Consider the following 24,246-nt stretch of genomic DNA (forward strand, 5'->3'; position numbering starts at 1 on the left):
GAAGAAAGTCCGTCGTGAATATCTACCTTTACCTCACCGCCGCCATCGTCCTCGAAGTCATCGCGACTTCCTTCTTGAAGGCCTCTGAAGGCTTCACCAATCTGTGGCCAAGTTTGGCCACAGCCGCGGGTTATGCTGGGTCGTTTTACTGCCTTTCCTTGACACTGAAGGTCTTGCCGGTAGGCATTGTGTACGCCCTGTGGTCCGGTGCTGGCATCGTGCTCACGGCCATCGTTGCATGGATCGTTTTCAAGCAGCGACTCGATGCTGCTGCGATTGGTGGCATGGCGATGATCATTGCCGGTGTGATCGTGATCAACGTGTTCTCAAAAAGCACACCTCACTGACTCGATACGACGGTCGGCATCGTCGGATGTATATCCATGCCAAAGATGGCCCCGCTCGAAACTGCCGCCGCAGCAGCGGCGCGCGATATTCAATGATCTAGGAATATGGAATGGAGTTGCGGCATCTTCGTTGCTTTATAGCCGTTGCTGAAGAGCTGCACTTCGCACGGGCTGCCGAGAAACTGCACATCGAGCAGTCGCCGCTGTCGCGGGCTATTAAGGAACTCGAAGAAGACCTGGGTGTGCGCCTGTTCGAACGAACCACTCGCAGTACGCGACTGACGCATGCCGGGCACGTCTTCCTTGAGCACGTACCACGCGTCTTCGCAGCACTGAGCCAAGCGCGCGACAGCGTCAAAGCCATCGCGGCCGGCTACCACGGCCAGCTCCGCATCGCACTGTCCGACAGTATTTCGCAGGGCCGATTGACCGCTCTGCTGGCCTTGTGCCGAGAGCAAGAGCCGGATGTGGACATCCGCCTGTACGAGGTGTCCTTCGCCCAGCAGGTCAAGGGCTTGTCGGGAGACTTGTACGACGCAGGCTTCGCACAGCGCGCTGACGTGGAGGATGGTCTCGTCGCTGTGCCAGCATGGAGCGATCCCATGGTAGTGACCGTTCCTGCAAGACATCCACTGCTGGCGCACAAACGTATTCCTCTGGAGGAAGTGCTGCGCTACCCGCTCGTACTGTGCGATCCCGATGCTTGCGAAGGCTGTAGTCGCCAGCTAGCCAAGATGCTTCGTACGGTGGACCGTGAACCCCTCATTGCGGAGCAGGTCGTGAGTCACGAACTGATGCTCACGCTTGTGGCAGCTGGCTTCGGGTTGGGCTTCGCGACCGAGGCGCACGTCTCGGCATGCAATCACCCTGACATCGTAACCCGGCATTTGGCGGGTCAGTCCCCGGTGCTGACGACCTTCTTGCTGCGCCGCGATACCGAGCCGCCAGAGCAATTGCGCAGATTCATCGAACGAATTCGTCCGGGCGGTTCCGAAGGATCGCCTTCTGTGCCGTGAATGTCCTAGGAGAAGACGAGATGAGGAACCGCATTTTGCTGCCAATGACATTGGCACTGGCCGCCTGCAATCCGTCGGCGCCCACCGACACGGTCGAATCTCTGGCAGCTAACCCTGAGCGGCTCAAACTGTTGCGCGAGCAATGCAAGGCCGACCGCGCCAAGCTCGGCGATACGCTGTGCAATGCAGTTGCCGAAGCCACGCGCCTCCGCTTCATGGGCGATGGCAAGGTGCCCTACACACCGCCAAAAGAGTCACCGAAGTTCTGATCGTTTTCGGACAGGCACACTCCTTTTCAGCACCTGCTCAGCACGCCGCAATGCGACTGTGCTTGCGGTGTTCCTTTTGTCTGCGACCCTGCAATAAATCTTGCTTTCTTGTCGACCTTTGTCCCGATAACGGTCTTTGACCGGCACTGACCCGACACCGATCCTGACGCCTGCGGCACGCCTTCGTGCCGCACGGCTTGCAGAAATCGGAGGGCAGGATGCAGGGAGCCAGTGTGCTGTTCGGTCAGGTGCTGACGGTGTTCGCCATCGTCATCGCCGGCGTATGGGGCGCCACGCAATGGACGGCTGCGGCTCTGGGCTATCAGTTGCGCTTGGGCACACCCTGGTTCGATTGCTTCGGCACGCCTGTCTACCACCCGTGGAGGCTGTTCGAGTGGTGGTTCTTCTTCGATGCCTACGCGCCGAAGGTCTTCGACACCGGGGGCGCCATCGCGGGCGGCAGCGGCCTGGCGGCCGTCTTGGTCGCCATCGGCATGTCGATCTGGCGCTCTCGGCAATCCAAGCTGGTTACGACCTACGGCTCCGCTCGCTGGGCGGATGCGGCTGAGATCCGCAAGGCGGGTCTGACCGGCCCGACCGGCGTCTTCCTCGGCCTGCACGACGACCAATACCTGCGCCATGAAGGTCCCGAGCATATTTTGACCTTCGCACCCACCCGTTCGGGCAAGGGAGTCGGCTTGGTCGTACCGACCTTGTTGAGCTGGCCGGCATCTGCCGTCATCCACGACATCAAAGGCGAGAACTGGAACATCACCGCGGGCTGGCGCTCACGCTTTTCGCACTGCCTGCTGTTCAACCCGACCGATCCCAAGTCAGCCGCATACAACCCGCTTCTGGAAGTCCGCCGTGGCGCGCATGAAGTGCGCGACGTGCAGAACATCGCCGACATCCTGGTCGATCCCGAAGGCGCGCTGGAGAAGCGCAACCACTGGGAGAAGACTTCGCACGCGCTGCTCGTCGGCGCGATCCTGCATGTGCTGTACGCGGACGAAGACAAGACGCTGCGCGGCGTCGCCAACTTCCTGTCCGATCCGGCGTGTCCTTTCGAGGTGACGCTGCATCGAATGATGACGACAAAGCATCTCGGTGAAGAGGTGCATCCCGTCGTGGCCTCCGCTGCACGCGAAGTGCTCAACAAGAGCGACAACGAACGCTCGGGCGTGCTGTCCACGGCCATGTCCTTCCTGGGCCTTTACCGCGACCCCACAGTGGCAGAAGTCACCTCGCGTTGCGACTGGCGCATTGCGGACCTCATCTCCGCCGAGCACCCCGTCTCGCTGTACCTGGTGGTCCCGCCTTCGGACATCAGTCGCACCAAGCCGCTGATCCGCTTGATCCTCAACCAGATCGGCAGGCGGCTCACCGAGTCACTCGACAGCTCCGATGGCCCACACGGAATTCGGCGCCGCCACAAGCTGCTGCTGATGCTCGACGAGTTCCCGGCGCTCGGCCGCCTGGACTTCTTCGAGACGGCGCTGGCCTTCATGGCCGGCTACGGCATCCGCAGCTTCCTGATCGCACAGAGCCTCAACCAGATCGACAAAGCCTATGGCCAGAACCACTCGATCCTGGACAACTGCCATGTGCGCGTGACCTTCGCGACCAATGACGAACGCACCGCCAAGCGCATCTCCGAGACGCTCGGCACGGCGACCGAGTTGCGCGCTCAGCGCAACTATGCCGGTCACCGACTGTCGCCCTGGCTGGGCCACCTGATGGTGTCGCGCCAGGAGACGGCACGACCTCTTCTGACGGCCGGCGAGGTGATGCAACTGCCGCCCGACGAGGCCGTGGTGATGGTGTCCAGCGTGGCGCCCATCAAGGCCAGGAAGCTGCGCTACTACGCGGACGCAAACTTCAAGCACCGCGTGTTGCCCGCGCCGCTGCTTGGCGCAGGCCGGTACGCCGATGCGCCACCATCGCGCCCCGACGACTGGCTCGGCCTGGCGATCCCCGCCGTACCCGTGACCCCTTTGGTCCATGCCAGCGATGGCCTGGGCAGCGGCGACGACGGCGGCCCCCGCCACCAGCCCGAACTCTCCGACACCGTCGCCTACGACCCCGAGCTGGCCGCGCCTGCGGTCGACCTGTCGCTGTTCGATGACGACGACATGCCGCTTTCCCTTCCTCGCCAGCTCGATCCGGCCCTGCAGAGCCCGGCCCGGCTGGCTTCTCTCGACCCTGACGACGGCATCGACCTATGACCCAGCACCGATTGAACCTGTTCATTCAGCCCGAGCATGCGAGGCGCCTGGACGAGCTCGCCGCCAAGAAGGGCGTCTCCAAGTCGTCCATCGTGGCCGCGGCGCTGGCCTCCTGGCTCTCGCCGGATGCAAGCGATCAGCGCGAGGCGGCCATCGCCAAGCGGCTGGATCGCTTGTCGCGCCAGGCCGAGCGCCTGGAGCGCGATCAGAACATCCTGATCGAGACCCTGGCGCTGTACGTGCGCTACTTCCTCACCGTCAGCACGCCCGTGCCCGAAGCGCACCAGGACGCCGCCCGCGCCCAGGGCAAGGCCCGCTTCGAGCAGTTCGTCGAACAACTTGGTCGCCACCTGATGCGCGGGCGCAGCCTGGTGCGGGACGTGGTGGAGGAACTGCATCCGGACCCGATGCGGATGGCGGACGAAGCCGTCTCGGCTGTCGCTGTCGATGAGCGTGAGGGTGCCTCATGAGCGTCGTTCCGTCCTCCTTCGCGGCCACGTCGCTGGATCGCCGCATCCAGATGCTGCGCACGGCCATGGGACCGTTGATCGCCACCGCCCTGGAAGACCCGGACGTGGTGGAGATCATGCTCAACCCCGACCGCAGCCTGTGGGTGGACCGACTGTCGTCGGGCCGTGCACCCATGGGCGTGGAGCTGTCCGAGGCCGATGGCGAACGCATCATCCGGCTGGTGGCCGCCCACGTCGGCGCCGAGGTGCATCGCGGCCAGCCGCTGCTGACGGCCGAGTTGCCCGAGACCGGCGAACGCTTCGAGGGCATCCTGCCGCCCGCAGCGCCCGGGCCGGCCTTCGCGCTGCGCAAGCGCGCCGTTGGGGTGATTCCGCTGTCACGCTACATCGCCGACGACATGATGACCGCCGCCCAGGCGGGCCTGCTGGTGCGCGCCGTGCGCGAGCGCCAGAACATCCTCATCGCTGGCGGCACCAGCACCGGCAAGACCACGCTGGCCAACGCCCTGCTGGCCGAGATCGCCGCCACCGGCGACCGCGTGCTGGTGCTCGAAGACACGGTGGAGCTGCAGTGTGCCGCCCGCGACCACGTGCCGCTGCGCACGCGCCAAGGCGTGGTATCGATGACGGAACTGGTGCGCTCGTCCATGCGTCTGCGACCGGACCGCGTCGTCGTGGGCGAGGTGCGCGGCGCCGAGGCGCTGGACCTCATCAAGGTCTGGGGCACGGGTCACCCCGGCGGCATCGCCACGATCCATGCCGGCTCCGCTCTGGGCGCATTGCTGCGCCTGGAGCAACTGATTCTCGAAGTGGCCGTGAACCCACCGCGTGCGCTGATCGCCGAGGCGGTCAACGTGGTGATCCACATCGCAGGGCGCGGGCGCAAGCGCCGCATCGAGAGCATTGCCCGGGTCGTCGGCTTCGACGGCGCCGGGTACCACTTGGCGGAGGCGCTGAAGGCCCCGTTTCCGGAGCTGACGCCGCCCTCTGACCTCTCCTCCCCGTCCCTTGACCCACCTGGAGAACTGTCATGACGCAGATGAACGCTGTTGCTTTCCGGATTTCCGCAAACCCGTGCGCCAACCTGTCCAACTCGTGGCGTTTGGAGCGCCTTGTTCGCCCCGCCTTGCAAGGCCTGGTGCTGGGCGCGCTGATGCTGCTGCTGGCGGGCACCGCGCAGGCCGCCGGTTCCTCCATGCCGTGGGAGGGGCCGCTGCAGTCCATCCTCGAATCCATCCAGGGGCCGGTGGCGCGCATCGTCGCGGTGATCATCATCATCTCGACGGGGTTGGCGCTGGCCTTTGGTGATACGTCGGGCGGCTTTCGCAAGCTGATCCAGATCGTCTTCGGGCTGTCCATCGCCTTCGCCGCGTCCTCGTTCTTCCTGTCCTTCTTCAGCTTCTCGGGCGGGGCGGTCGTATGAGCGCCGGCCATGGAGGAAGCCAAGGCTTGGCGCCCGGTTTTGAGATCCCGCTGCACCGCTCGCTCACCGAGCCCATCCTGCTGGGCGGTGCACCACGCACCGTGGCGATCGCCAACGGCACGCTGGCCGCCGCCGTCGGGCTGGGTCTGCAGTTGTGGATCCCCGGCCTGGTGCTCTGGATCGTCGGCCATTCATTGGCGGTTTGGGGTGCGCGCGTCGATCCGCAATTCATGCAGGTCTTCGCGCGGCACATCAAACACCGGCCGCTGCTGGATGCATAGGAGGTCACCATGCTGAACCTCGCCGAATACCGCCGTCGGCCCGCGCTGCTGGCAGACTGGCTGCCCTGGGCCGGTCTGGTGGCCTCAGGTGTCGTGCTGAACAAGGACGGTTCGTTCCAGCGCACCGCTCGGTTTCGGGGGCCGGACCTGGACAGTGCCACGCAGGGCGAGTTGATCGCCACATCGGCACGCCTGAACAACGCGCTGCGCCGGTTGGGTTCGGGCTGGGCCTTGTTCATCGAGGCCGAGCGCCGCGCTGCAGCCGGCTATCCGCGCTCCGATTTCCCGGAGCCGCTGTCCTGGCTGGTGGACGAGGAGCGCCGCGCGGCCTTCGAGGACTCCGGCAACCACTTCGAGAGCGGCTACCACCTGACGCTGGTGTACCTCCCGCCCGAAGAGTCGCGCGCCCGCGCGGCAGGGCTGCTGTACGAGAACCGGCCCGCCGAAGGCGTGAACTGGCGTGAGCGCCTGCAAGCCTTCCAGGCGGAGACGGACCGCATCCTCGACCTGCTCGACGGTGTGATGCCGGAAGCCGCCTGGCTCGACGACGTCGGCACGCTGACATACCTGCACGCCACGGTCTCGACCCGGCGCCACGGCGTGAGCGTGCCCGAGGTGCCGTTCCACCTCGACGCGCTGCTGGCGGATGCGCCGCTGGTCGGCGGCCTGGCGCCCATGCTGGGCGACCAGCACCTGCGCGTGGCGACGGTGCGAGGTTTCCCAACCTCGACCTGGCCGGGCATCCTGGACGATCTGAACCGCCTGGGCTTTGCCTACCGCTGGTCCACGCGCTTCCTCTGCATGGACAAGGCCGACGCTGAGAAGGAACTGGCCCGGCTGCGCCGCCAATGGTTCGCCAAGCGCAAGAACGTCGTGGCGCTGCTGCGCGAGACAATCTTCCAGCAGGAGAGTCCGCTGGTGGATACCGACGCCAGCAACAAGGCCACGGACGCCGATGCGGCCTTGCAGGAACTGGGCAGCGATCAGGTGGCCTTCGGCTACCTCACCGCGACGGTGATGGTGCTCGATGCAGACGCGAACACCGCCGACGAGAAGCTGCGGATGGTGGAGCGCGTGATCCAGGGCCGTGGCTTCGTCACCATGCCCGAGACGCTGAACGCGGTGGAAGCCTGGCTGTCCTCGATCCCGGGCAACGCTTACGCCAACGTGCGCCAACCCATCGTCTCGACGCTGAACCTGGCGCACCTGATGCCGGTGTCGGCGGTCTGGGCGGGGCCGGAGCGCAATGCCCATTTCGATGGCCCGCCGCTGATCGTGACACGCACTGAGGGGGCCACGCCTTTCCGGTTGGTCACGCACGTTGGCGACGTGGGGCACACCCTGGTCGCGGGGCCGACCGGCATGGGCAAGTCGGTCCTGCTCGCCACGCTGGCGATGCAGTTCCGCCGCTACGCCGGCTCGCGCATCTTCGCGTTCGACATGGGACGCTCGATGCGCGCCACGATCCTCGGGCTGGGCGGCGAGCACTACGACCTGGGCACGAACGCAGAGGATGGGGGTGAGATAGCCTTCCAACCCCTGGCCCGCATCGACCACGAAGGCAACCGCACCTGGGCTGCCGAATGGATCGAAGGCCGGCTGCGGCACGAGGGCATGGCCGTTGGGCCGGACGAGAAGGCCGCCATCTGGTCGGCGCTCGGCAGCCTGGCCGGTGCGCCCCTGCAGCAGCGCACGATGACCGGCCTGTCGGTGCTGCTGCAATCGAACGCGCTGCGGCAGGCACTGGCGCCCTATGTGCTGGGCGGTGCCCACGGCCGGCTGCTGGACGCCGACCAGGATCGCCTGGGCGCTGGCGATGTGCAGTGCTTCGAGATGGAGGAGCTGATGCACAGCAAGGCCGCCGTGATGGCGGTGCTGGGCTACCTGTTTGCGCGCTTCGACGAACGCTTCGATGGCGCGCCGACGCTGCTGATCCTGGACGAGGCCTGGCTGTTCCTCGACGACCCGGTGTTCGCCGCGCGCATTCGGCAGTGGCTCAAGACGCTGCGCAAGAAGAACGTGTCGGTCATCTTCGCCACGCAGAGCCTGGCCGACATCAAAGATTCGAGCATCGCGCCGGCCATCATCGAGAGCTGCGCCAGCCGCATCTTCCTGCCGAACCCGCAGGCCACCGAACCGCAGATCCGCACGATCTACGAAGGCTTCGGCCTCAACAGCCGGCAGATCGAGATCGTCGCGACGGCGCAGCCGAAGCGGGACTACTACTACCAGTCGCGGCTGGGCAACCGGCTCTTCGATCTGGACCTCGGGCCTGTGGCGCTGGCCTTCGCGGGGGCGTCCACGCCGCAGGACCAGCGGGACATCGACGTGGTGCTTAGTTCGTCGCCAACAGGCGCGCATTCGTCAATTGCATCTACCCACACCTTCGCGGTTGCCTGGCTGCGCCACCGCGGCCTGCACTGGGCAGCGGCCCTCATGTCGTCTTTCCGGTCTCTCTCGCCCGTCCCGTCCCTTGTTTCCTCATCCCAGGAGATCCAACCATGAAGACCTCTCGAACCCTCGTCGCTGCGGCCATGGCCGCAGCCTGCCTGTTCACGCTGCCGGCCGCCCAGGCGCAATGGGTCGTGATCGACCCGAGCAATCTGGCGCAGAACCTCATGACGGCGGCCAACACGCTGGAGCAGATCAACAACCAGGTCAAGCAACTGCAGAACGAAGCGCAGTCGCTCATGAACCAGGCGCGCAACCTCGCGACCCTGCCGTTCAACGTCGTGAGCCGCCTTCGGTCCAACCTGGACACGACGCGTCAGCTGATCGCGCAGGCCCAGGGGCTGGCCTACGACGTCCAGCACATGGACCAGCAGTTCTCGCAGCTCTACCCCTCGCAGTACGCGGCGGCGACCAGCGGCAGCCAGATGCTGCAGGACGCGCGCCAGCGCTGGCAGAACACGCTGGGCGGACTGCAGACCGCCATGCGCATGCAGGCCCAGGTCTCGGAGAACGTCAGCCAGGACGAAGGCGTGCTGGCCGACCTGGTGGGCCAGAGCCAGTCGGCCACCGGCGCGCTGCAGGCGATGCAGGCCACGAACCAGTTGCTGGCCCTGCAGGCCAAGCAGGCGATCCAGACCCAGCAGCTCCAGCTCACACAAGGGCGCGCCACAGCCTTGGAACTGGCCCGCCAGACGGCGGCGGCCGAACGGGGGCGCGAGGTGACGCGGCGCTTCCTGGGCTCAGGCACAGCCTACACGCCGCAGACCGTTGACTTTTACGGCCACTGAGCCCCGGCCGTCGAGACAGCCCCCCATTCGATCGGAGCCGCCATGAACGACGTGTCCATCATCGACCAGTTCCTCAACACCTTCTCGACCTACATCGATTCCGGGTTCGGGCTGGTGCACGGCGAGGTCGCCTTCCTGACCGCCACGCTGGTGGCGATCGACATGACGCTCGCCGGCCTCTTCTGGGCACTCGGCCACGCCAGCGGCCAGGGCGACGATGTCATGGCCAAGCTGATCCGCAAGGTGCTGTACGTGGGTGCCTTTGCCTACATCATTGGCAACTTCAATGCGCTCTCGGGCATCGTGTTCCGCTCCTTCGCGGGACTGGGCCTGCAGGCCAGCGGCTCGACGCTGAGCATGGCGGAATTCCTGCAACCGGGACATCTCGCCAAGACCGGCATCGATGCGGGCGCGCCGATCCTGCAGCAGATCAGCGACTTGGCGGGCTTCCCCGAGGTCTTCATCAACATCACGCCGATCGCGGTGATGTTCCTCGCCTGGCTCACCGTCATCGTCTGTTTCTTCGTGCTGGCGGTGCAGCTCTTCATCACGCTGATCGAGTTCAAGCTGACCACGCTCGCGGGCTTCGTGCTGGTGCCGTTCGCGCTCTGGAACAAGACCAGCTTCCTGGCCGAGAAGGTGTTGGGCAACGTGGTGTCCTCGGGCATCAAGGTGCTGGTGCTGGCCGTGATCGTCGGCATCGGCACGGGGCTGTTCTCGCAGTTCCAGACCACGCCGGCGGAGCCCTCCATCGACCATGCGCTGGTGGTCATGCTGGCGTCGCTCGCGATGCTGGGCCTGGGCATCTTCGGGCCGGGGATAGCGACGGGGCTCGTGTCGGGCGCGCCGCAACTCGGCGCGGGCGCTGCGGCCGGTACGGCGCTCGCTGCGGGTGGCCTTGCTGTCGCAGGCGGTGCGGCATTGGCCGGTGCAGGCGCTGCCGTGACGGCTGGTGCCCGCATGGCGCCCGGTGCCGCCCGCACCGCCATCGGTGGTGGCGCGGCGGCTGCGCGTTCGGCCAGCTCGCTGGCCAGTGGAGCAAAGACGGCCTACCAGGCTGGTGCTGCTGCCTCGCCGGGTGGCCCGCTGCGCGCAGCCGGAGCCGGCGTTGCCAACGTGGCGAAGAGCGGCGCCAGCGCCGTGGGTCAACGCGTGGCCGAAGGCGCCAAGGCGATGAAGGACCGGGTCGCCGGCTTCGTGGCCGACATGGCGGCGCCGGCATCCGGCGCTGGTGCTGCAGCCGCTGCTGCTTCCGATTCGGCAGCCGGTGCTTCGGCGCCTCCTGCCAGCGAACCCGACTGGGCCAAACGCCTGCACCGCCGCCAGCAGATCGGCCATGCGGCCAGCACGGCCGCGCACACGCTTCGCGCGGGTGACGGCGGTGGTTCGGGCAGCGGCCCGAGCCTTGGCCATTCCGGCGAATGAACAACACTTGAGGAGAACCATCCATGCGATTCAGACGACCGCAGGTGCGCTATGCCGACACACCGCAGGCTGCCACCCCGTATCAAGCCGCAGCCCAGGTCTGGGACGAGCGCATCGGCTCATCCCGCGTGCAGGCGAAGAACTGGCGCCTGATGGCCTTTGGCAGCCTGACGCTCGCGCTGCTGATGGCCGGCGGACTCGTGTGGCGCTCGGCGCAGTCCATCGTCACGCCCTACGTGATCGAGGTGGACCAGGCTGGCCAAGTGCGTGCCGTCGGCGAGGCCGCCACGCCGTACCGACCGGGCGATGCGCAAATCGCCTTCCATCTGGCGCACTTCGTGACGCTGGTGCGCTCGCTGTCCATTGATCCGATCGTGGTGCGGCAGAACTGGCTCGATGCCTACGACTACACCACCGACCGCGGTGCGGCGGTGCTCAACGACTACGCGCGCACGAACGATCCGTTCGCGCGCGTCGGCAAGGAATCGGTGACGGTGCAGATCACGAGCGTGGTGCGGGCGAGCGACTCGTCCTTCAACCTGCGCTGGACCGAGCAGCGCTTCGTGAACGGTGCGCCGGCCGGTACCGAGCGCTGGACCGCCAGCGTTTCCACCGTCCTGCAGACCCCGCGCACCGAGCAGCGGCTGCGCAAGAACCCCCTGGGCATCTACGTCAATGGCCTGTCCTGGAGCCGCGAACTGGACGCCAACGAAGGAGCAAAACCATGAATGCACGTTTGCACAAATCCGCATTGCCGTTGACCCTGCTGGTTTTCACCCTGTGGGTGTCGGGCTGCGCCACTCAGGGCAAGCCGCCACCGGTGATCGCGTTGGACGAACCCGTGCTGGCCCAGCCATTGCCCGAGCCGCCGAAGCCCGTGGAGGTGGTGGCCATCTCGCAGCCGTTGCCCCTGCCGGCGCAGATGAAGCCGGTGCCACAGGTGCCGGACGTTCAGCAAGGGTCGCCTGCGCAGCAGACGCAGAACGAGCCGCCCGCACCCGAGCCCGCCGACGAGAGGCTGCGGGTTTCGCGGGCCAACGCCGAGGCGCGCATGCCGCCGACGCGCGAGGGCTACGTCAACGCGATCCAGGTGTGGCCCTTCACCGATGGCGCGCTGTACCAGGTCTATGCAGCGCCCGGGCGCGTGACGGCCATTGCGCTGCAGCCCGGCGAGGAACTGGTGACCGTAGCCGCGGGCGATACGGTGCGATGGATTGTTGGCGACACCTCCAGCGGATCGGGTGAGGCGTTGCGCGTCAGCGTGCTGGTCAAGCCGATCCGCTCGGGCCTGAAGACCAACCTGGTCGTCACGACCAGCCGGCGCACCTATCTGGTCGAGCTGACCTCGACCGAGAAGGCGTGGATGGCATCGGTCTCTTGGGAGTATCCGAAGGACCGCATGTTGGCCCTGCAGCGCCAGGCCAGCCAGGCGCAGGCGGCTGCGCCAGTCGACGTGGGGCTGTCGCTGGAGCGGATTCGGTTCCGGTACGCGATCAGCGGCAGCAATCCGTCGTGGAAGCCATTGAGAGCCTTCGACGATGGCGAGAAGGTCTACATCCAGTTCCCGGCCGGCATCGCGCAGGGCGAGCTGCCGCCGCTCTTCGCCATCGGGGCGCAGGGGGATGGGCAGTTGGTGAACTATCGGTTCCGGTCGCCGTACTACGTGGTGGACCGGCTCTTTGGTGCCGCCGAGCTGCGGCTCGGCGCTGACAAAGGAGACGTGGTTCGTATCGAGCGCACGGATGGCGTGACGGGCGTGACCGGCTCATCTGGCACCTCGCGGAGGAACTGACGATGAGCCAGGACGACACTCCCAACCTTGCCGCGCCGCGTACGGAGAAGGTGTCGCCGGAGGCAGTGGCGCTGCGCGCGCAGCCGCGTCCGGTCACGCGCCTGAACCGGCGCACGTTGGCCATCATCATCGGCGGCCTGTCGGTCGCCGTGCTCGGGGCCACGATTTGGTCGCTGCAGCCGGCGCAGCGGCGTGGTGGCAAGGACCCGGCTGAGCTGTACAACGTCGACCGCGTCTCGCGGTCGGAGGGGCTGGATCAGTTGCCGAGGGACTATTCGAAGCTGCAGGCAAAGGTGCCCAAATTGGGGCCGCCACTGCCCGGTGACCTGGGGCCGGCGATCGTGAAGTCGCAGTCCGCGCCTGCGGTTGTAGCCCGCTATGGGCCGCCCAATCAAGACCCGGGCGCGGCCGAGCGGGACGCGATGCGCAAGGAGGCGGAAGCGGCGGCGGGATCGTCGGTGTTCTTCCGGTCGAGTGGGCAGCGCGCTGCGCCAGCGCAAGCCGGCGCGTCCACGACCGTTGCCTCGGCCAGTCCGGTATCCCGGATGGCCGGCTTCGATCCGCAGGGCGCCGGGCCAGCGTCGACAGTGGCGCAGCCTACTGCGACCAATGACCCGACTGCTGTGCAGAGTGGGCAGGATCAGAAAGAGGGCTTCCTCAAAGCCGGTTCTACGGAAACCCGCAACGCCGGAAATCTGAAGATGCCGGCGTCGCCGTACCAGGTGATGGCAGGCACGGTGATCGCCGCGGCGCTGGTGACGGGGATCAAGTCGGACCTGCCGGGCGACGTGATCGCGTCGGTGACGGAGCCGGTCTACGACACGGCCACGGGTCGATTCCTGCTGATTCCGCAGGGTTCGCGCATCCTGGGGCGCTACAACAGCCAGGTGAGCTACGGGCAGAGCCGCGTGCAGGTGGTGTGGAACCGGGTCATCCTGCCGGACACCTCGTCGCTGACGCTGGACAATCTCGCCGGCAGCGATCCAGCGGGCTATGCCGGGCTGGAGGATGGTGTGGATTGGCATTGGGACCGGATCGTTGCAGGAGCGGCGCTCACGACGCTGCTGGGCGTCGGGGCAGAACTGGCGGCCCCGGAGAACCGGCAGGAGGGCAACCGCATCGTGATCGCGGGGCGTGACAGCCTGCAGGACAGCGTGAACCACGTCGGGCAGGAGCTGACGCGGCGCAATTTGAACATCCAGCCGACGCTGACGGAGCGGCCGGGCTTGCCGGTGCGGGTGATCGTGAATCGCGATCTGGTGCTGCGGCCGTATCAGCCGCTGTTCTTCAACAGGGGAGCAATGCCATGAGCGCCGCCAAGAAGTTGCGGCTGGGGCCGCTGCCAAAAACGGAGAGCGTGAAGGTGACCTTCGCATGTTCTGTCGGGCTCAAGGCCGATCTTGATCGCTATGCGGCGTTGCATGCGCAGACTTATGGCGAGGCGGTGGATGCGGCGACGCTGATTCCGCACATGCTGATGGCCTTCATGGCGCGGGACCGAGGGTTCAAGCAGACAACCGCTGCCCGAATGCTCGTCGGTCCACACGTACAAGAGACCGGCACGACCGTGACGAAATAGAAGGTTCACCGCTACCATCCTGTCAAGCAGTCTCGTTTGCATTCTGTAAACGCTGCTCGGCGGGATCACGCGCAAGTCTTGACTCGTTCTGCACTTTGGCCTGCTCCTGTCCCGATACCTTAAGCCCGCTTCGCGGGAGAACGGAGCGACCATGGCCATCGAACTGCGTGCGTTTGCCAACGGCGATGACTGTCTGGTCATCTGGAAGACGCCAGAGATCGCAGACTGCCTCGGCTTCGCCATCGGGAGGGAGCGCAAGCGCCCCAACGGCATCGAGCGGCTCGTGCTGCCCAATCGGCTGGGGTTCAAGGGAGAGCCGATGGCACCGGGCGAAACCCGACCCTCCACGGTCTGGCCCTTCCAGCGGTATGACTGGACGGACCACAGCGTCAGCACCGGCGATGAAGTCCGCTACTGCGTGACGCCAGTCATCCGCCAGGCTGACGGCTCGGTCGCGCCGGATGCTAGTCAGGCAGCGGATTGGACGCCATGGGTCACCTTGACGCCGACGGCTGGCGATACCTCGGTCTACTTCAACCGCGGACTGGTCATGTCGCAATTCATGGCGCGAGCCCTGAAGGGTGACTACTCCGTGAAGGCGCTGAAGAAGTTCAAGGCGAACCTCAAGGACCATGAAGACGGCCTGCGCAAGTTCCTGGGTGGCGATCTGCTCGGCAAACTGCTGAGCCTGTTGGCCGCCGCCAAATCGGACGGCCTGCATGTGTGGGCTGTGCTCTATGAGCTGTCGGACCTGGAATTGATCGACGGCCTGGGCGCCTTGCGTTCGCGGGCGCACCTCATCCTGTCCAACGGCAGTGATAAGTCGGGCGATGGCAATGCGGCGGCAAACAAGGCACTGCGCGGCACCATTGATCTGCACCGCCGCATGCTCAAGAGCAAGGGCCTCGGGCACAACAAGTTCGTCGTCTTCACGAACGCAAACCGGGAACCGCTTTCTGTCTGGACCGGCAGCACCAACTGGGCGGAGACCGGGCTGTGCACCCAGGTGAACAACGGCATCCTCATCGAGGACGCGGCACTGGCGGCGGATTATCTGGCGCAGTGGGATCGCATCAAGGGGGCGGGGGACGACTTCACGGATCCCTTGAAGACTGCCAACTCAGAGCTCAAGCAGGTGGCCGACCGCTATTCGCTCTACTTCACGCCGACGAAGCAGCGGGTGGACATGGACTACGCCGGTTCGCTGATCGAATCGGCGAAGGAGTCCATCCTGTTCCTGATGTTCAAACCGGGGACCAATGGACTGCTCAACGACGTCCAGCAGGCCAGGCTCAAGGACAAGGGCCTGTACCTTTACGGTGTGATCAACGACCTGACCATTGCGGTGACCCAAGGTTCTGGCGACCAGAAGCAGACCGCCATCGTCAAACTGGTCAGCGATGAAGTGACGAAGAAGTATCCCTTCGCTGTCCTGGAGCCAGAAGGTGTCAAGGCGCCTTTGGCGACCTGGGCGGCGGAAGTCACGCGCAAGGACTTCTTCGGCTCGAATCAGCAGTTCCCTACGGTTGGACACGCCATCATCCACGCGAAGGTGATGGTGATCGATGCCTTGGGCGAGAACCCGCTGGTGATCACCGGCTCGCACAACTTCAGCGACTCGGCTTCGCGCAAGAACGACGAGAACCTGCTGGTCGTTCACAAGAATCGGGATCTGGCTCTGAAGTACTCGGTGGCCATTGCGGCCGTGTACGACCACTACCGTTGGCGGGCGCTTCTGGCCACCGGCAAGGTCAAGGACCCGGGCCTCGACCCCAAGCCGCAATGGCAGAAGCGCAAGCGGTCGGGCGATGCGCTGCGCAAGATCGACCACTGGGTGCGGTGACTGGCTGGTGGGTCATGGCTCCAACTTACGCCGTGGTGCGCTCTCACCGAATACCGCAAGGCTCCTGCGTGGCTCCTGGGCCAAAATGCGGGAAGCCAAGCGCAAAAGCCCTGATCGCGCTAAGTCGGTGATACGTTTGAGCTTTCGAGCCGCTGCCAATTTGCATGAAGCACTTGACAGCGGCCATTTTTCATGGGGTGGTCTGCGGCTTCAGTTGCGGAAGGCGTCGTGACAGGCCTTGCAAGAGGCGCCTGCATTGCCCACCGCCGCCTTGATCGCATCCAGGTTACCGGTCTTGGCGGCAGCGGCCACCTTCGCCACCTCGCCCTCGGCACGGCTCGCCGCTGCCTTGAACTTGTCCTGTTCCTTCCAGATGTCCGAATCGGCCTTGCCGCCTTCCGTGCCCGGACCGAAGCCGACCCAGGGCTGCTTGATCAGCTCGGCCGCGCGGGCTGCGCTGCTCTCGGCCACCCCCGCATCGAAAGCGGCACGCCCGTTGGCCATGTCGGCCACCCGCTTGAAGTTTTGCTGCAGCTCCTTCAAGGTGGCCTGCCGGAACTTGATGGCTTCCTGGGCGTTGGCAAAAGTGGGCGTTTCGGCCAGAGCCGAGACGGACAGGGTGGCGGCGACAGCAAAAGCGGCGATAGCTTTCATGGATACTCCTCAGCGTGGGTCAATGGAATGGACAGGCACAAAAAAACCATTGTGACTGACCGGGCATGCGCCCCGAAGTTCCGGGAACCCCGTGCCCGCCAATGTCTCCATAATCAACTTCGCAGCATTTGGAGCCTGACATGCCTACCCTTCGCGTCTGGGACCTGCCCACCCGCCTCTTTCATTGGGCGCTGGCCTTGTCGGTCATCGGCCTTGTCGTGACCGGCAATGTGGGCGGGTCGTGGATGAACTGGCATTTCCGCTTCGGCTACACGGTGTTGGCGTTGCTGATCTTCCGTGTCGTCTGGGGCTTCGTCGGCGGACGCTGGTCGCGCTTCTCCACCTTCGTGCGTGGCCCCGGCGAGGTCCTCGCCTACCTGCGTGGAAAAAGTCGGTCCGAGCACCACATCGGCCACAACCCCCTGGGCGCGCTGTCGGTGCTGGCGCTCCTCACCATGCTCGCGGTGCAGGTGGGCACCGGGCTCTTTGCCGATGACGAGATCGCGCTCGCCGGCCCTCTTGCAACGTTGGTGTCCAGCGACATGGCCGGCAGCATCACCCGCTACCACAAGGGTCTGGGCAAGCTCTTCGTGATCCTGCTCGTGGTTCTGCATCTGGCCGCCATCGTCTTCTACCGGTTGTTCCGCCAGAAACGCCTCGTGCGCGCCATGATCTCGGGGGACCAGGAAGTCTCCGCCAATGCTGAGCCCTCGCGTGACAGCGCAGGCACTCGCTGGCTCGCGCTCGCCCTGTTTGCCCTCGCTGCGGTGGCCGTGTACGCCCTGGTCGATTTCGGTTACGCCGCCGCAGGCTATTGATCCCCGGCCTCGCGCCTGCAGGGCCTTCAGTGGCCACTGCCGTATAGTCCGGCCTGAACCACCGTGCCCCAGCCGCATGCCCGACCCCTCCCACACCGCCGACATCGCCTTGCGCGTCGCCACTTCGCCGGAAGATATCGAGGCTGTGCGCGCCTTGTTCATCGACTACCAGGCCGACCTGGGTATCGATCTTTGCTTCCAGGGTTTTGACGCAGAGTTGCAGGCCCTGCCAGGCGCCTATGCCACCCCCACAGGCCTCCTGCTCCTGGCCACGGTGGACGGTCAGGCCGCCGGCTGCTGCGCATTTCGTGCCCTGGACAACTCGGACCATCTCAACGCCTGCGAGATGAAGCGCCTCTTCGTGCGCCGCGCGTATCGCAGCTTCGGACTCGGACGTCGGCTGGCCGAGGAGGTGCTCTCGCGCGCAACCATCGCCGGCTACACCACCATGCTGCTCGACACCCTCAGCGACATGGAGGCCGCCCGTGCCCTCTATGAGGACCTGGGCTTTGTCGAGGTCGCGCCGTACTACCACAACCCGATTGCGGGGGCGCACTACCTCATGGTTGATCTGAGCAACGCGTCGCGGCTCTAGCGCCCCGCAACGCGTTCCCCATCAGGCCTCTTTGGCCTGGGCGAGCAGCGTGTCAGCGTCGCTGACTTCAAACTGCCCCGGTCCTTCGACATTCAGGGTGCGCACCACACCATCCTTGACGAGCATGGAATACCGGTTGCTACGAAGCCCGAGGCCGCGAGCTGTCAGATCCAGCGTCAGGCCCGTCGCCTGCGCAAATGCCGCACTGCCGTCGGCCAGCATCCGGACCTTGCTCCCGGTCTTCTGATCACGCGCCCATGCGCCCATCACAAAGGCGTCGTTGACGCTCAGACACCAGATCTCGTCGACACCCGCGGCCTTGAGCTCGTCGTAACGCTCAACATAACCCGGCACATGCTTGGCCGAACACGTCGGCGTGAAAGCGCCCGGCACCGCGAACAGCGCAATGGTCTTGCCCGCGCTGGCCTGGGCGGTGTCCACCGGATTCGGGCCGATGCTGCATCCGTTGCCCTCGACCTCGCTGAACTCCATCAGTGTCATGGCGGGAATCTTGTCGCCAACCTGAATCATGAAAATCTCCTCATCACTGTGACTGGGCCTTCGCCCGGGGTGGGCCGCCGGGACCCGGAAATGAAAAAAGCGACCGAGATTCTCGGTCGCTTTTCGGCAGTCTGCTGGCCCGGGGGCCGAACAGGCTTACACCAGCGCAGCCTTTTGGACCAGGCGGGTAGCCACCCAGTTCTTGGTCTTGGACAGCGGACGGCTTTCGGTGATCTCGATCAGGTCACCCATCTTGTAGTCACCGTTTTCGTCATGAGCGTGGTACTTGCTCGACTTGATCACGATCTTGTCATAGATGGGGTGCTTGACGCGGCGCTCAACCAGCACGGTCACGGTCTTGGCACGCTTGTCGCTCACCACCTTGCCAACCAGGGTGCGCTTGAGGGATGTTTTGGCTTCCGTCATTTCGTCACTCCTTACTTGGCGGCGCGTTGCTTCTCGGCCAGAACGGTCTTGGCACGAGCGATGGCGCGGCGGGTGTCGCCCAGCGTGGCGGTGTTGTTCAACTGTTGCGTGGCCTTCTGCATGCGCAGGCCGAAATGGGCCTTTTGCAGCGATTTCACTTCGGCCTCCAGGCCGGCCACATCCTTCTGGCGCAGTTCAGTAGCTTTCATCAATGTTCTCCTGAATCACTGACCCAGCATGCGCGCCACGAAGGTGGTGCGCAGGGGAAGTTTGGCCGCAGCCAAGGCGAAGGCTTCGCGAGCAAGTTGCTCGGGCACGCCAACGATTTCGTACAGCACCTTGCCTGGCTGGATTTCAGCCACGTAGTACTCCACACCACCCTTGCCGTTACCCATACGGACTTCGGCGGGCTTCTTCGAGATCGGCTTGTCGGGGAACACGCGGATCCAGATGCGGCCACCACGCTTGACGTGGCGGGAAATCGCACGACGAGCGGCTTCGATCTGACGGGCCGTCAGACGGCCGCGGTCGGTGGACTTCAGGCCGAAGTCACCGAACGCCACGGTCGCGCCACTGGTGGCGACGCCCGTGTTGCGGCCCTTTTGCTCTTTACGATATTTGCGACGAGCAGGTTGCAGCATGTTTATTCTCCTTTGCCGTCCGCAGGTGCCCCTGCGGGTGCGTCTTTGCGAACGCGCTTAACGGCGGGTTTGTCGATCGCCTCGGCAGGCTTGTCGCTGCCATCTGCCGGCGCAGCGTTGCCGCCACGGCGCACAGCGGCACGGGCGGCCGGGCCAGCCGGACGCTCGCGGCGCGGGCCGCGCGGACGGCGCTCTTCGCCTTCGGGGCGCGGCGTGCTGTCGAGCGAAGGCGCGTCGTTGCGGCCCAGGGTGTCACCCTTGTAGACCCACACCTTCACGCCGATGATGCCGTAGGTGGTCTTGGCTTCGGAGGTACCGTAATCGATGTCGGCGCGCAGGGTGTGCAGCGGCACACGACCTTCACGATACCACTCGGTACGGGCGATTTCGATGCCGTTCAGACGACCAGAAGACATGATCTTGATGCCCTGGGCGCCCAGACGCATGGCGTTCTGCATGGCGCGCTTCATGGCGCGGCGGAACATGATGCGCTTTTCGAGCTGCTGGGTGATCGAGTCGGCGATCAGCTTGGCATCGATTTCGGGCTTGCGCACTTCTTCGATGTTGACGGCAACCGGCACGCCGAGCTTGACGGCCAGATCCTTCTTCAGCTTCTCGATGTCCTCGCCCTTCTTGCCGATCACCACACCCGGACGGGCCGAGTAGATGGTGATGCGGGCGTTTTTGGCCGGACGCTCGATCACGACGCGCGAAACGGCGGCGTTCTTGAGCTTTTCCTTGAGGTACTCGCGCACCTTGATATCTTCGGCCAGCATGCCGGCGAAGTCACGGTTGTTGGCATACCAACGGCTGGCCCAGTTGCGGGAAACAGCCAGGCGGAAGCCGGTCGGGTTGATTTTCTGTCCCATGTTCCAGTGACCTCTTCAGTTGCCGACCGTCACGTAGATGTGACACGTGGGTTTGCTGATGCGGTTGCCGCGGCCCTTGGCGCGGGCCGTGAAACGCTTGAGCGTGGTGCCTTGCTCGACGTAGATGGTCTTGACCTTCAGTTCGTCGATGTCAGCGCCGTCGTTGTGCTCGGCGTTGGCGATGGCCGACTCGAGCGCCTTCTTGACGATGCCAGCGGCCTTCTTCTGCGTGAAGGCCAGGATGTTCAGAGCCTGGTCGACCTTCTTGCCACGAATCAGGTCGGCCACCAGACGGCCCTTGTCCACCGACAGGCGCACGCCGCGGACGACACAGCGGGTTTCAGTAGTCATGATGGTGATCCTTACTTCTTGGCTTTCTTGTCGCCCGGATGGCCCTTGAAGGTGCGCGTCAGGGAGAACTCGCCGAGCTTGTGACCGACCATCTGGTCGGTGATGTAGACCGGCACGTGCTGCTTGCCGTTGTGCACGGCAATCGTCAGACCGATGAACTCGGGCAGGATCATGGAGCGGCGCGACCAGGTCTTGACCGGCTTCTTGTCCTTGGTGGACACGGCCTTTTCGACCTTGGCCAGCAGGTGGTGGTCAACGAAGGGACCTTTTTTGAGAGAACGAGTCATTTCGTCAACCCCTTACTTCTTGCGACGCGAGACGATCATCGACTGCGTGCGGCGGTTGTTGCGGGTGCGGTAGCCCTTGGTCAGGTTGCCCCACGGATCCACCGGAGCGCGGCCTTCGCCGGTCTTGCCTTCACCACCACCGTGCGGGTGGTCGATCGGGTTCATGGCGGTACCACGAACCGTCGGGCGAATGCCCATGTGGCGCTTCACGCCGGCCTTGCCGATCTGGCGCAGGCTGTGCTCGGTGTTGGAAACTTCACCGATGGTGGCGCGGCAGTCCACGTGGATCTTGCGCACTTCGCCCGAACGCATACGGACCTGGGCGTAGATGCCTTCGCGGGCCAGCAGCACGGCAGAGGCACCGGCCGAACGCGCGATCTGCGCACCCTTGCCGACTTGCAGCTCGATGCAATGGATCGTCGAACCCACAGGGATGTTGCGGATCGGCAGGGTGTTGCCCACGCGAATGGGCGACTCAGCGCCAGACAGCAGCGTGGCACCGACTTCAACGCCGCGCGGGGCGATGATGTAGCGGCGCTCGCCATCGGCATAACACAGCAGCGCAATGTGCGCCGTGCGGTTCGGGTCGTACTCGATGCGTTCGACCTTGGCCGGGATGTTGTCCTTGTTGCGACGGAAGTCCACCACACGGTAATGGTGCTTGGCACCACCACCCTTGTGGCGCACCGTGATGTGGCCGTTGTTGTTGCGGCCAGACTTCTGGTGCTGGGGTTCCAGCAGCGGCGCAAAACCGTCGCCCTTGTGCAGGTGGTCGCGCGTGACCTTCACCATGCCGCGACGGCCTGGCGAAGTTGGTTTCATCTTGATGACTGCCATGATCAGACGGCCTCCCCACCGAAGTTCAGCTCTTGACCCTCAGCCAGCGTCACATACGCCTTGCGCACGTGATCACGGCGGCCCACGGTCTTGCCGAAGCGCTTGGTCTTGCCCTTTTGGTTGAGCACGGAAACGCCTTTGACCTGGACCTTGAACAGCAGTTCGACGGCGGCCTTGATCTCGGGCTTGGTAGCGTCCTGCAGCACCTTGAACAGCACGGCATTGGACTTTTCGGCAGCCTGCGTGGCCTTCTCGGACACGATCGGTGCCACGAGGACCTGCATCAGGCGACCTTCATCGAATTGGGCGGCGCTCATGCGAACATCTCCTTGAGCTGGTCGATGGCACCCTTGGTGACGATCACCTTCTTGAAGTGCACCAGCGACACCGGATCGGCGTAACGGGGCTCGACCACCAGCACATTGGGCAGGTTGCGCGAGGCCAGGTACAGGTTCTCGTCGACTTCCTCAGAGATGACCAGAACGTGGTTCAGGTTCATGGCCTTGAACTTGGCGGCGAGCGGCTTGGTCTTGGGCGAATCGACCTTGATCGAGTCCACCACGGCCAGGCGGCCTTCACGAGCCAGTTGCGAGAAGATGGAGGCCATGCCGGCGCGGTACATCTTCTTGTTCAGCTTCTGGGTGAAGTTTTCGTCCGGGCTGTTCGGGAAGATACGACCGCCCCCACGCCACAGCGGGGAAGACGTCATACCAGCACGAGCGTTGCCGGTGCCCTTTTGCTTGAACGGCTTCTTGGTCGAGTGCTTGACCATTTCCCGGTCTTTTTGCGCACGCGTACCTTGACGGGCATTGGCCTTGTAGGCCACCACCAGCTGGTGGATCAGCGATTCGTTGTAGTCACGACCGAACACGGTCTCAGGCACGTCCAGCTTGGACGCGGCTTGACCCTGGTCGTTCAGGAGTTCGACTTGCATCAATGGGCTCCTCAGGCTTGCTTGGCCTTGACGGCAGGGCGAACGGTCACGAAACCGCCCTTGGAACCGGGGATGGCGCCTTTGATCAGCAGCAGCTGACGGGCTTCATCCACGCGGAACAGGTCCAGGTTCTGGATGGTCTTGGTCTCATCGCCCATGTGACCGGTCATCTTCTTGCCCGGGAACACGCGGCCCGGATCCTGGGCCATGGAGATGGAGCCCGGCACGTTGTGCGAACGGCTGTTACCGTGCGACGCGCGCTGCGAGCTGAAGTTGTGACGCTTGATGGTGCCAGCGTAGCCCTTACCGATCGAGGTGCCTTGCACGTCGACCTTCTGGCCCGCAGCGAACACGGCATTGGCTGCCACGGTGGTGCCCGGCTGGTACTGGGCGGCCACTTCGGCGGTCACGCGGAATTCCTTGATGACTTCACCCGCTTCGACACCGGCCTTGGCCAGATGGCCCGCTTCGGGCTTGGTGACGCGGGAGGCGCGACGCTGGCCGAAAGTGACCTGCAGCGCATCGTAGCCGTCGTTGGCTTCGGTTTTGACTTGTGTCACACGGTTGTTCGACACATCCACCACCGTGACAGGCACTGCGTCCCCGTCATCGGTGAACAGACGCATCATGCCCACCTTGCGACCCAACAACCCGAGGGAGTTGCTAAGACTCATTGTTTTCTCCGTTCCCGACTTCAATTGGCCGGGGCTGATGTTGGCCTGGCCAGCCCAAAGGCTTCCAGGTCGGGGTCGACACATCGCGTTCTCAACGAACCCGCCGCATCGGCATGCGAAAAATCCGGCCCAAAGACCGGAAAGCCCGCCAGTATAACCAGTGGGCTTTTTTTGTGCAAGGCCCGGCCGTCGCCGGTCAGGCCACCCAGTGTTACTGGAGCTTGATTTCGACGTCGACGCCGGCCGGCAGATCCAGCTTCATCAGAGCGTCGACCGTCTTGTCGGTCGGGTCGACGATGTCCATCAGACGCTGGTGCGTGCGGATTTCGAGCTGATCGCGGCTGGTCTTGTTGACGTGCGGCGAACGCAGGATGTCGAAACGCTTCATGCGGGTCGGCAGGGGCACCGGACCCTTGACGATCGCACCGGTACGCTTGGCGGTGTCGACAATTTCGGCAGCGGACGTGTCGATCAGCTTGTAATCGAACGCTTTCAGGCGGATGCGGATCTTTTGCTTGGTGGACATGGTTGTTCCTTAGGCAATGATCTTGGCCACGACGCCGGCGCCGACGGTACGGCCGCCTTCACGGATGGCGAAGCGCAGGCCTTCTTCCATGGCGATCGGGGCAATCAGCTTGACGGTGATCGACACGTTGTCGCCAGGCATGACCATTTCCTTGCCTTCGGGCAGCTCGATGGAGCCGGTCACGTCGGTGGTACGGAAGTAGAACTGCGGGCGGTAGTTGTTGA

31 protein-coding genes and 1 pseudogene are annotated in these 24,246 nt (G+C 64.7%); 18 read left to right on the top strand and 14 right to left on the bottom strand.

What is annotated here, in order from left to right:
* The first annotated feature begins 14 nt into the window (after positions 1-14).
* The 16 genes from L0977_RS22265 to L0977_RS22340 all read left to right on the top strand — a co-directional run bounded on the left by L0977_RS22265 (position 15) and on the right by L0977_RS22340 (position 15,909).
* A complete protein-coding gene (locus L0977_RS22265) occupies positions 15-347 on the top strand; it encodes an SMR family transporter (protein ID WP_234267094.1) in 333 nt (110 codons plus the stop codon).
* Positions 348-457: 110 nt separating this feature from the next.
* The gene (locus L0977_RS22270) at positions 458-1,363 is read left to right on the top strand and encodes a LysR family transcriptional regulator (protein WP_234267095.1); all 906 of its coding nucleotides are present in this window, start codon (positions 458-460) and stop codon (positions 1,361-1,363) included.
* Between the two features lie 20 nt (positions 1,364-1,383).
* Entirely contained in the window at positions 1,384-1,632 is a 249-nt protein-coding gene (locus tag L0977_RS22275) for an EexN family lipoprotein (RefSeq protein WP_234267096.1), read from the top strand.
* A 218-nt stretch (positions 1,633-1,850) separates the two neighbouring features.
* Complete coding sequence (locus L0977_RS22280; protein WP_234267132.1) at positions 1,851-3,857, top strand: conjugal transfer protein TraG; 2,007 nt, start codon at positions 1,851-1,853, stop codon at positions 3,855-3,857.
* Positions 3,854-4,327: a CopG family transcriptional regulator gene (locus tag L0977_RS22285; protein ID WP_234267097.1), complete on the top strand. Its 474-nt coding sequence runs from the start codon at positions 3,854-3,856 to the stop codon at positions 4,325-4,327. Before L0977_RS22280 ends, L0977_RS22285 begins: the two co-directional genes overlap by 4 nt.
* On the top strand, positions 4,324-5,361 hold the full coding sequence (gene trbB, locus L0977_RS22290; protein WP_234267098.1) for a P-type conjugative transfer ATPase TrbB: 1,038 nt from the start codon (positions 4,324-4,326) through the stop codon (positions 5,359-5,361). The genes L0977_RS22285 and trbB overlap by 4 nt, the downstream gene beginning before the upstream one ends.
* Positions 5,358-5,750, top strand: coding sequence for a TrbC/VirB2 family protein (locus L0977_RS22295; RefSeq protein WP_234267099.1), 393 nt, complete (start codon positions 5,358-5,360; stop codon positions 5,748-5,750). Before trbB ends, L0977_RS22295 begins: the two co-directional genes overlap by 4 nt.
* Positions 5,747-6,031 (top strand): VirB3 family type IV secretion system protein, encoded by a 285-nt coding sequence (locus tag L0977_RS22300; RefSeq protein WP_234267100.1) that lies wholly within the window; start codon positions 5,747-5,749, stop codon positions 6,029-6,031. Before L0977_RS22295 ends, L0977_RS22300 begins: the two co-directional genes overlap by 4 nt.
* Positions 6,032-6,040: 9 nt before the next feature.
* Positions 6,041-8,536, top strand: coding sequence for a conjugal transfer protein TrbE (trbE, locus tag L0977_RS22305; protein ID WP_234267102.1), 2,496 nt, complete (start codon positions 6,041-6,043; stop codon positions 8,534-8,536).
* Positions 8,533-9,270, top strand: a complete 738-nt coding sequence (gene trbJ / locus L0977_RS22310; RefSeq protein WP_234267103.1) for a P-type conjugative transfer protein TrbJ — start codon at positions 8,533-8,535, stop codon at positions 9,268-9,270. Before trbE ends, trbJ begins: the two co-directional genes overlap by 4 nt.
* A 42-nt stretch (positions 9,271-9,312) precedes the next feature.
* The gene (gene trbL, locus L0977_RS22315) at positions 9,313-10,695 is read left to right on the top strand and encodes a P-type conjugative transfer protein TrbL (RefSeq protein WP_234267104.1); all 1,383 of its coding nucleotides are present in this window, start codon (positions 9,313-9,315) and stop codon (positions 10,693-10,695) included.
* A gap of 23 nt (positions 10,696-10,718) precedes the next feature.
* Positions 10,719-11,423, top strand: a complete 705-nt coding sequence (trbF, locus tag L0977_RS22320; RefSeq protein WP_234267105.1) for a conjugal transfer protein TrbF — start codon at positions 10,719-10,721, stop codon at positions 11,421-11,423.
* Positions 11,420-12,487 carry a P-type conjugative transfer protein TrbG gene (gene trbG, locus L0977_RS22325; protein WP_234267106.1) on the top strand — a complete coding sequence of 356 codons (1,068 nt, stop codon included), beginning with the start codon at positions 11,420-11,422 and terminating at the stop codon, positions 12,485-12,487. The genes trbF and trbG overlap by 4 nt, the downstream gene beginning before the upstream one ends.
* 2 nt (positions 12,488-12,489) lie before the next feature.
* Positions 12,490-13,797 (top strand): TrbI/VirB10 family protein, encoded by a 1,308-nt coding sequence (locus L0977_RS22330; RefSeq protein WP_234267107.1) that lies wholly within the window; start codon positions 12,490-12,492, stop codon positions 13,795-13,797.
* Complete coding sequence (locus L0977_RS22335; protein WP_234267108.1) at positions 13,794-14,066, top strand: DUF2274 domain-containing protein; 273 nt, start codon at positions 13,794-13,796, stop codon at positions 14,064-14,066. The genes L0977_RS22330 and L0977_RS22335 overlap by 4 nt, the downstream gene beginning before the upstream one ends.
* A gap of 151 nt (positions 14,067-14,217) precedes the next feature.
* Entirely contained in the window at positions 14,218-15,909 is a 1,692-nt protein-coding gene (locus L0977_RS22340; protein ID WP_234267109.1) for a phospholipase D-like domain-containing protein, read from the top strand.
* Between the two features lie 210 nt (positions 15,910-16,119).
* Here L0977_RS22340 and L0977_RS22345 read toward each other — a convergent pair whose 3' ends face one another.
* On the bottom strand, positions 16,120-16,563 hold the full coding sequence (locus L0977_RS22345; RefSeq protein ID WP_234267110.1) for a c-type cytochrome: 444 nt from the start codon (positions 16,561-16,563) through the stop codon (positions 16,120-16,122).
* Between the two features lie 140 nt (positions 16,564-16,703).
* Between L0977_RS22345 and L0977_RS22350 the strand changes: the two genes are divergently transcribed.
* Positions 16,704-17,381, top strand: coding sequence for a cytochrome b/b6 domain-containing protein (locus L0977_RS22350; protein WP_234267111.1), 678 nt, complete (start codon positions 16,704-16,706; stop codon positions 17,379-17,381).
* Between the two features lie 76 nt (positions 17,382-17,457).
* Positions 17,458-17,976, top strand: coding sequence for a GNAT family N-acetyltransferase (locus L0977_RS22355; protein ID WP_234267112.1), 519 nt, complete (start codon positions 17,458-17,460; stop codon positions 17,974-17,976).
* A 21-nt stretch (positions 17,977-17,997) separates the two neighbouring features.
* Here L0977_RS22355 and L0977_RS22360 read toward each other — a convergent pair whose 3' ends face one another.
* The 13 genes and pseudogenes from L0977_RS22360 to tuf all read right to left on the bottom strand — a co-directional run.
* Entirely contained in the window at positions 17,998-18,507 is a 510-nt protein-coding gene (locus tag L0977_RS22360; protein ID WP_234267113.1) for a peroxiredoxin, read from the bottom strand.
* Between the two features lie 126 nt (positions 18,508-18,633).
* Positions 18,634-18,903: a 30S ribosomal protein S17 gene (gene rpsQ / locus L0977_RS22365; RefSeq protein ID WP_234267115.1), complete on the bottom strand. Its 270-nt coding sequence runs from the start codon at positions 18,901-18,903 to the stop codon at positions 18,634-18,636.
* Between the two features lie 11 nt (positions 18,904-18,914).
* Complete coding sequence (rpmC, locus tag L0977_RS22370; RefSeq protein WP_234267116.1) at positions 18,915-19,115, bottom strand: 50S ribosomal protein L29; 201 nt, start codon at positions 19,113-19,115, stop codon at positions 18,915-18,917.
* Between the two features lie 12 nt (positions 19,116-19,127).
* Positions 19,128-19,544, bottom strand: a complete 417-nt coding sequence (rplP, locus tag L0977_RS22375; RefSeq protein ID WP_234267117.1) for a 50S ribosomal protein L16 — start codon at positions 19,542-19,544, stop codon at positions 19,128-19,130.
* Between the two features lie 2 nt (positions 19,545-19,546).
* Positions 19,547-20,413, bottom strand: a complete 867-nt coding sequence (gene rpsC / locus L0977_RS22380; RefSeq protein WP_234267118.1) for a 30S ribosomal protein S3 — start codon at positions 20,411-20,413, stop codon at positions 19,547-19,549.
* Between the two features lie 15 nt (positions 20,414-20,428).
* Entirely contained in the window at positions 20,429-20,764 is a 336-nt protein-coding gene (gene rplV / locus L0977_RS22385; RefSeq protein ID WP_234267120.1) for a 50S ribosomal protein L22, read from the bottom strand.
* Between the two features lie 11 nt (positions 20,765-20,775).
* A complete protein-coding gene (gene rpsS / locus L0977_RS22390) occupies positions 20,776-21,051 on the bottom strand; it encodes a 30S ribosomal protein S19 (protein WP_234267121.1) in 276 nt (91 codons plus the stop codon).
* A gap of 12 nt (positions 21,052-21,063) precedes the next feature.
* On the bottom strand, positions 21,064-21,888 hold the full coding sequence (gene rplB, locus L0977_RS22395; RefSeq protein WP_234267122.1) for a 50S ribosomal protein L2: 825 nt from the start codon (positions 21,886-21,888) through the stop codon (positions 21,064-21,066).
* A gap of 2 nt (positions 21,889-21,890) precedes the next feature.
* On the bottom strand, positions 21,891-22,205 hold the full coding sequence (gene rplW / locus L0977_RS22400; protein WP_234267124.1) for a 50S ribosomal protein L23: 315 nt from the start codon (positions 22,203-22,205) through the stop codon (positions 21,891-21,893).
* A complete protein-coding gene (gene rplD / locus L0977_RS22405) occupies positions 22,202-22,822 on the bottom strand; it encodes a 50S ribosomal protein L4 (protein ID WP_234267126.1) in 621 nt (206 codons plus the stop codon). The genes rplW and rplD overlap by 4 nt, the downstream gene beginning before the upstream one ends.
* A gap of 11 nt (positions 22,823-22,833) precedes the next feature.
* Positions 22,834-23,496: a 50S ribosomal protein L3 gene (gene rplC, locus L0977_RS22410; protein WP_234267127.1), complete on the bottom strand. Its 663-nt coding sequence runs from the start codon at positions 23,494-23,496 to the stop codon at positions 22,834-22,836.
* Between the two features lie 211 nt (positions 23,497-23,707).
* Positions 23,708-24,022 carry a 30S ribosomal protein S10 gene (gene rpsJ / locus L0977_RS22415; RefSeq protein ID WP_066157716.1) on the bottom strand — a complete coding sequence of 105 codons (315 nt, stop codon included), beginning with the start codon at positions 24,020-24,022 and terminating at the stop codon, positions 23,708-23,710.
* Between the two features lie 9 nt (positions 24,023-24,031).
* Positions 24,032-24,246, bottom strand: a pseudogene (tuf, locus tag L0977_RS22420) (elongation factor Tu); the annotation flags it as partial.

The organism is Hydrogenophaga sp. NFH-34 (genome assembly GCF_021401345.1).
GTDB lineage: Bacteria > Pseudomonadota > Gammaproteobacteria > Burkholderiales > Burkholderiaceae_C > Hydrogenophaga > Hydrogenophaga electricum.

Excerpts from the sequence above, each read along its gene's own strand:
- trbL (WP_234267104.1), top strand. The coding sequence starts at position 9,313 with ATGAACGACGTGTCCATCATCGACCAGTTCCTCAACACCTTCTCGACC.
- rplD (WP_234267126.1), bottom strand. The coding sequence starts at position 22,822 with ATGCAAGTCGAACTCCTGAACGACCAGGGTCAAGCCGCGTCCAAGCTG.
- rplW (WP_234267124.1), bottom strand. The coding sequence starts at position 22,205 with ATGAGCGCCGCCCAATTCGATGAAGGTCGCCTGATGCAGGTCCTCGTG.
- L0977_RS22270 (WP_234267095.1), top strand. The coding sequence starts at position 458 with ATGGAGTTGCGGCATCTTCGTTGCTTTATAGCCGTTGCTGAAGAGCTG.
- trbJ (WP_234267103.1), top strand. The coding sequence starts at position 8,533 with ATGAAGACCTCTCGAACCCTCGTCGCTGCGGCCATGGCCGCAGCCTGC.
- L0977_RS22350 (WP_234267111.1), top strand. The coding sequence starts at position 16,704 with ATGCCTACCCTTCGCGTCTGGGACCTGCCCACCCGCCTCTTTCATTGG.
- rplB (WP_234267122.1), bottom strand. The coding sequence starts at position 21,888 with ATGGCAGTCATCAAGATGAAACCAACTTCGCCAGGCCGTCGCGGCATG.
- L0977_RS22300 (WP_234267100.1), top strand. The coding sequence starts at position 5,747 with ATGAGCGCCGGCCATGGAGGAAGCCAAGGCTTGGCGCCCGGTTTTGAG.
- trbF (WP_234267105.1), top strand. The coding sequence starts at position 10,719 with ATGCGATTCAGACGACCGCAGGTGCGCTATGCCGACACACCGCAGGCT.
- L0977_RS22345 (WP_234267110.1), bottom strand. The coding sequence starts at position 16,563 with ATGAAAGCTATCGCCGCTTTTGCTGTCGCCGCCACCCTGTCCGTCTCG.
- rpsJ (WP_066157716.1), bottom strand. The coding sequence starts at position 24,022 with ATGTCCACCAAGCAAAAGATCCGCATCCGCCTGAAAGCGTTCGATTAC.
- rpsS (WP_234267121.1), bottom strand. The coding sequence starts at position 21,051 with ATGACTCGTTCTCTCAAAAAAGGTCCCTTCGTTGACCACCACCTGCTG.
- L0977_RS22280 (WP_234267132.1), top strand. The coding sequence starts at position 1,851 with ATGCAGGGAGCCAGTGTGCTGTTCGGTCAGGTGCTGACGGTGTTCGCC.
- L0977_RS22360 (WP_234267113.1), bottom strand. The coding sequence starts at position 18,507 with ATGATTCAGGTTGGCGACAAGATTCCCGCCATGACACTGATGGAGTTC.
- L0977_RS22340 (WP_234267109.1), top strand. The coding sequence starts at position 14,218 with ATGGCCATCGAACTGCGTGCGTTTGCCAACGGCGATGACTGTCTGGTC.
- L0977_RS22285 (WP_234267097.1), top strand. The coding sequence starts at position 3,854 with ATGACCCAGCACCGATTGAACCTGTTCATTCAGCCCGAGCATGCGAGG.
- rpsQ (WP_234267115.1), bottom strand. The coding sequence starts at position 18,903 with ATGACGGAAGCCAAAACATCCCTCAAGCGCACCCTGGTTGGCAAGGTG.
- rpsC (WP_234267118.1), bottom strand. The coding sequence starts at position 20,413 with ATGGGACAGAAAATCAACCCGACCGGCTTCCGCCTGGCTGTTTCCCGC.
- rplV (WP_234267120.1), bottom strand. The coding sequence starts at position 20,764 with ATGACTACTGAAACCCGCTGTGTCGTCCGCGGCGTGCGCCTGTCGGTG.
- L0977_RS22275 (WP_234267096.1), top strand. The coding sequence starts at position 1,384 with ATGAGGAACCGCATTTTGCTGCCAATGACATTGGCACTGGCCGCCTGC.
- rplC (WP_234267127.1), bottom strand. The coding sequence starts at position 23,496 with ATGAGTCTTAGCAACTCCCTCGGGTTGTTGGGTCGCAAGGTGGGCATG.
- rplP (WP_234267117.1), bottom strand. The coding sequence starts at position 19,544 with ATGCTGCAACCTGCTCGTCGCAAATATCGTAAAGAGCAAAAGGGCCGC.
- trbB (WP_234267098.1), top strand. The coding sequence starts at position 4,324 with ATGAGCGTCGTTCCGTCCTCCTTCGCGGCCACGTCGCTGGATCGCCGC.
- L0977_RS22330 (WP_234267107.1), top strand. The coding sequence starts at position 12,490 with ATGAGCCAGGACGACACTCCCAACCTTGCCGCGCCGCGTACGGAGAAG.
- trbG (WP_234267106.1), top strand. The coding sequence starts at position 11,420 with ATGAATGCACGTTTGCACAAATCCGCATTGCCGTTGACCCTGCTGGTT.
- L0977_RS22295 (WP_234267099.1), top strand. The coding sequence starts at position 5,358 with ATGACGCAGATGAACGCTGTTGCTTTCCGGATTTCCGCAAACCCGTGC.
- L0977_RS22355 (WP_234267112.1), top strand. The coding sequence starts at position 17,458 with ATGCCCGACCCCTCCCACACCGCCGACATCGCCTTGCGCGTCGCCACT.
- trbE (WP_234267102.1), top strand. The coding sequence starts at position 6,041 with ATGCTGAACCTCGCCGAATACCGCCGTCGGCCCGCGCTGCTGGCAGAC.
- L0977_RS22335 (WP_234267108.1), top strand. The coding sequence starts at position 13,794 with ATGAGCGCCGCCAAGAAGTTGCGGCTGGGGCCGCTGCCAAAAACGGAG.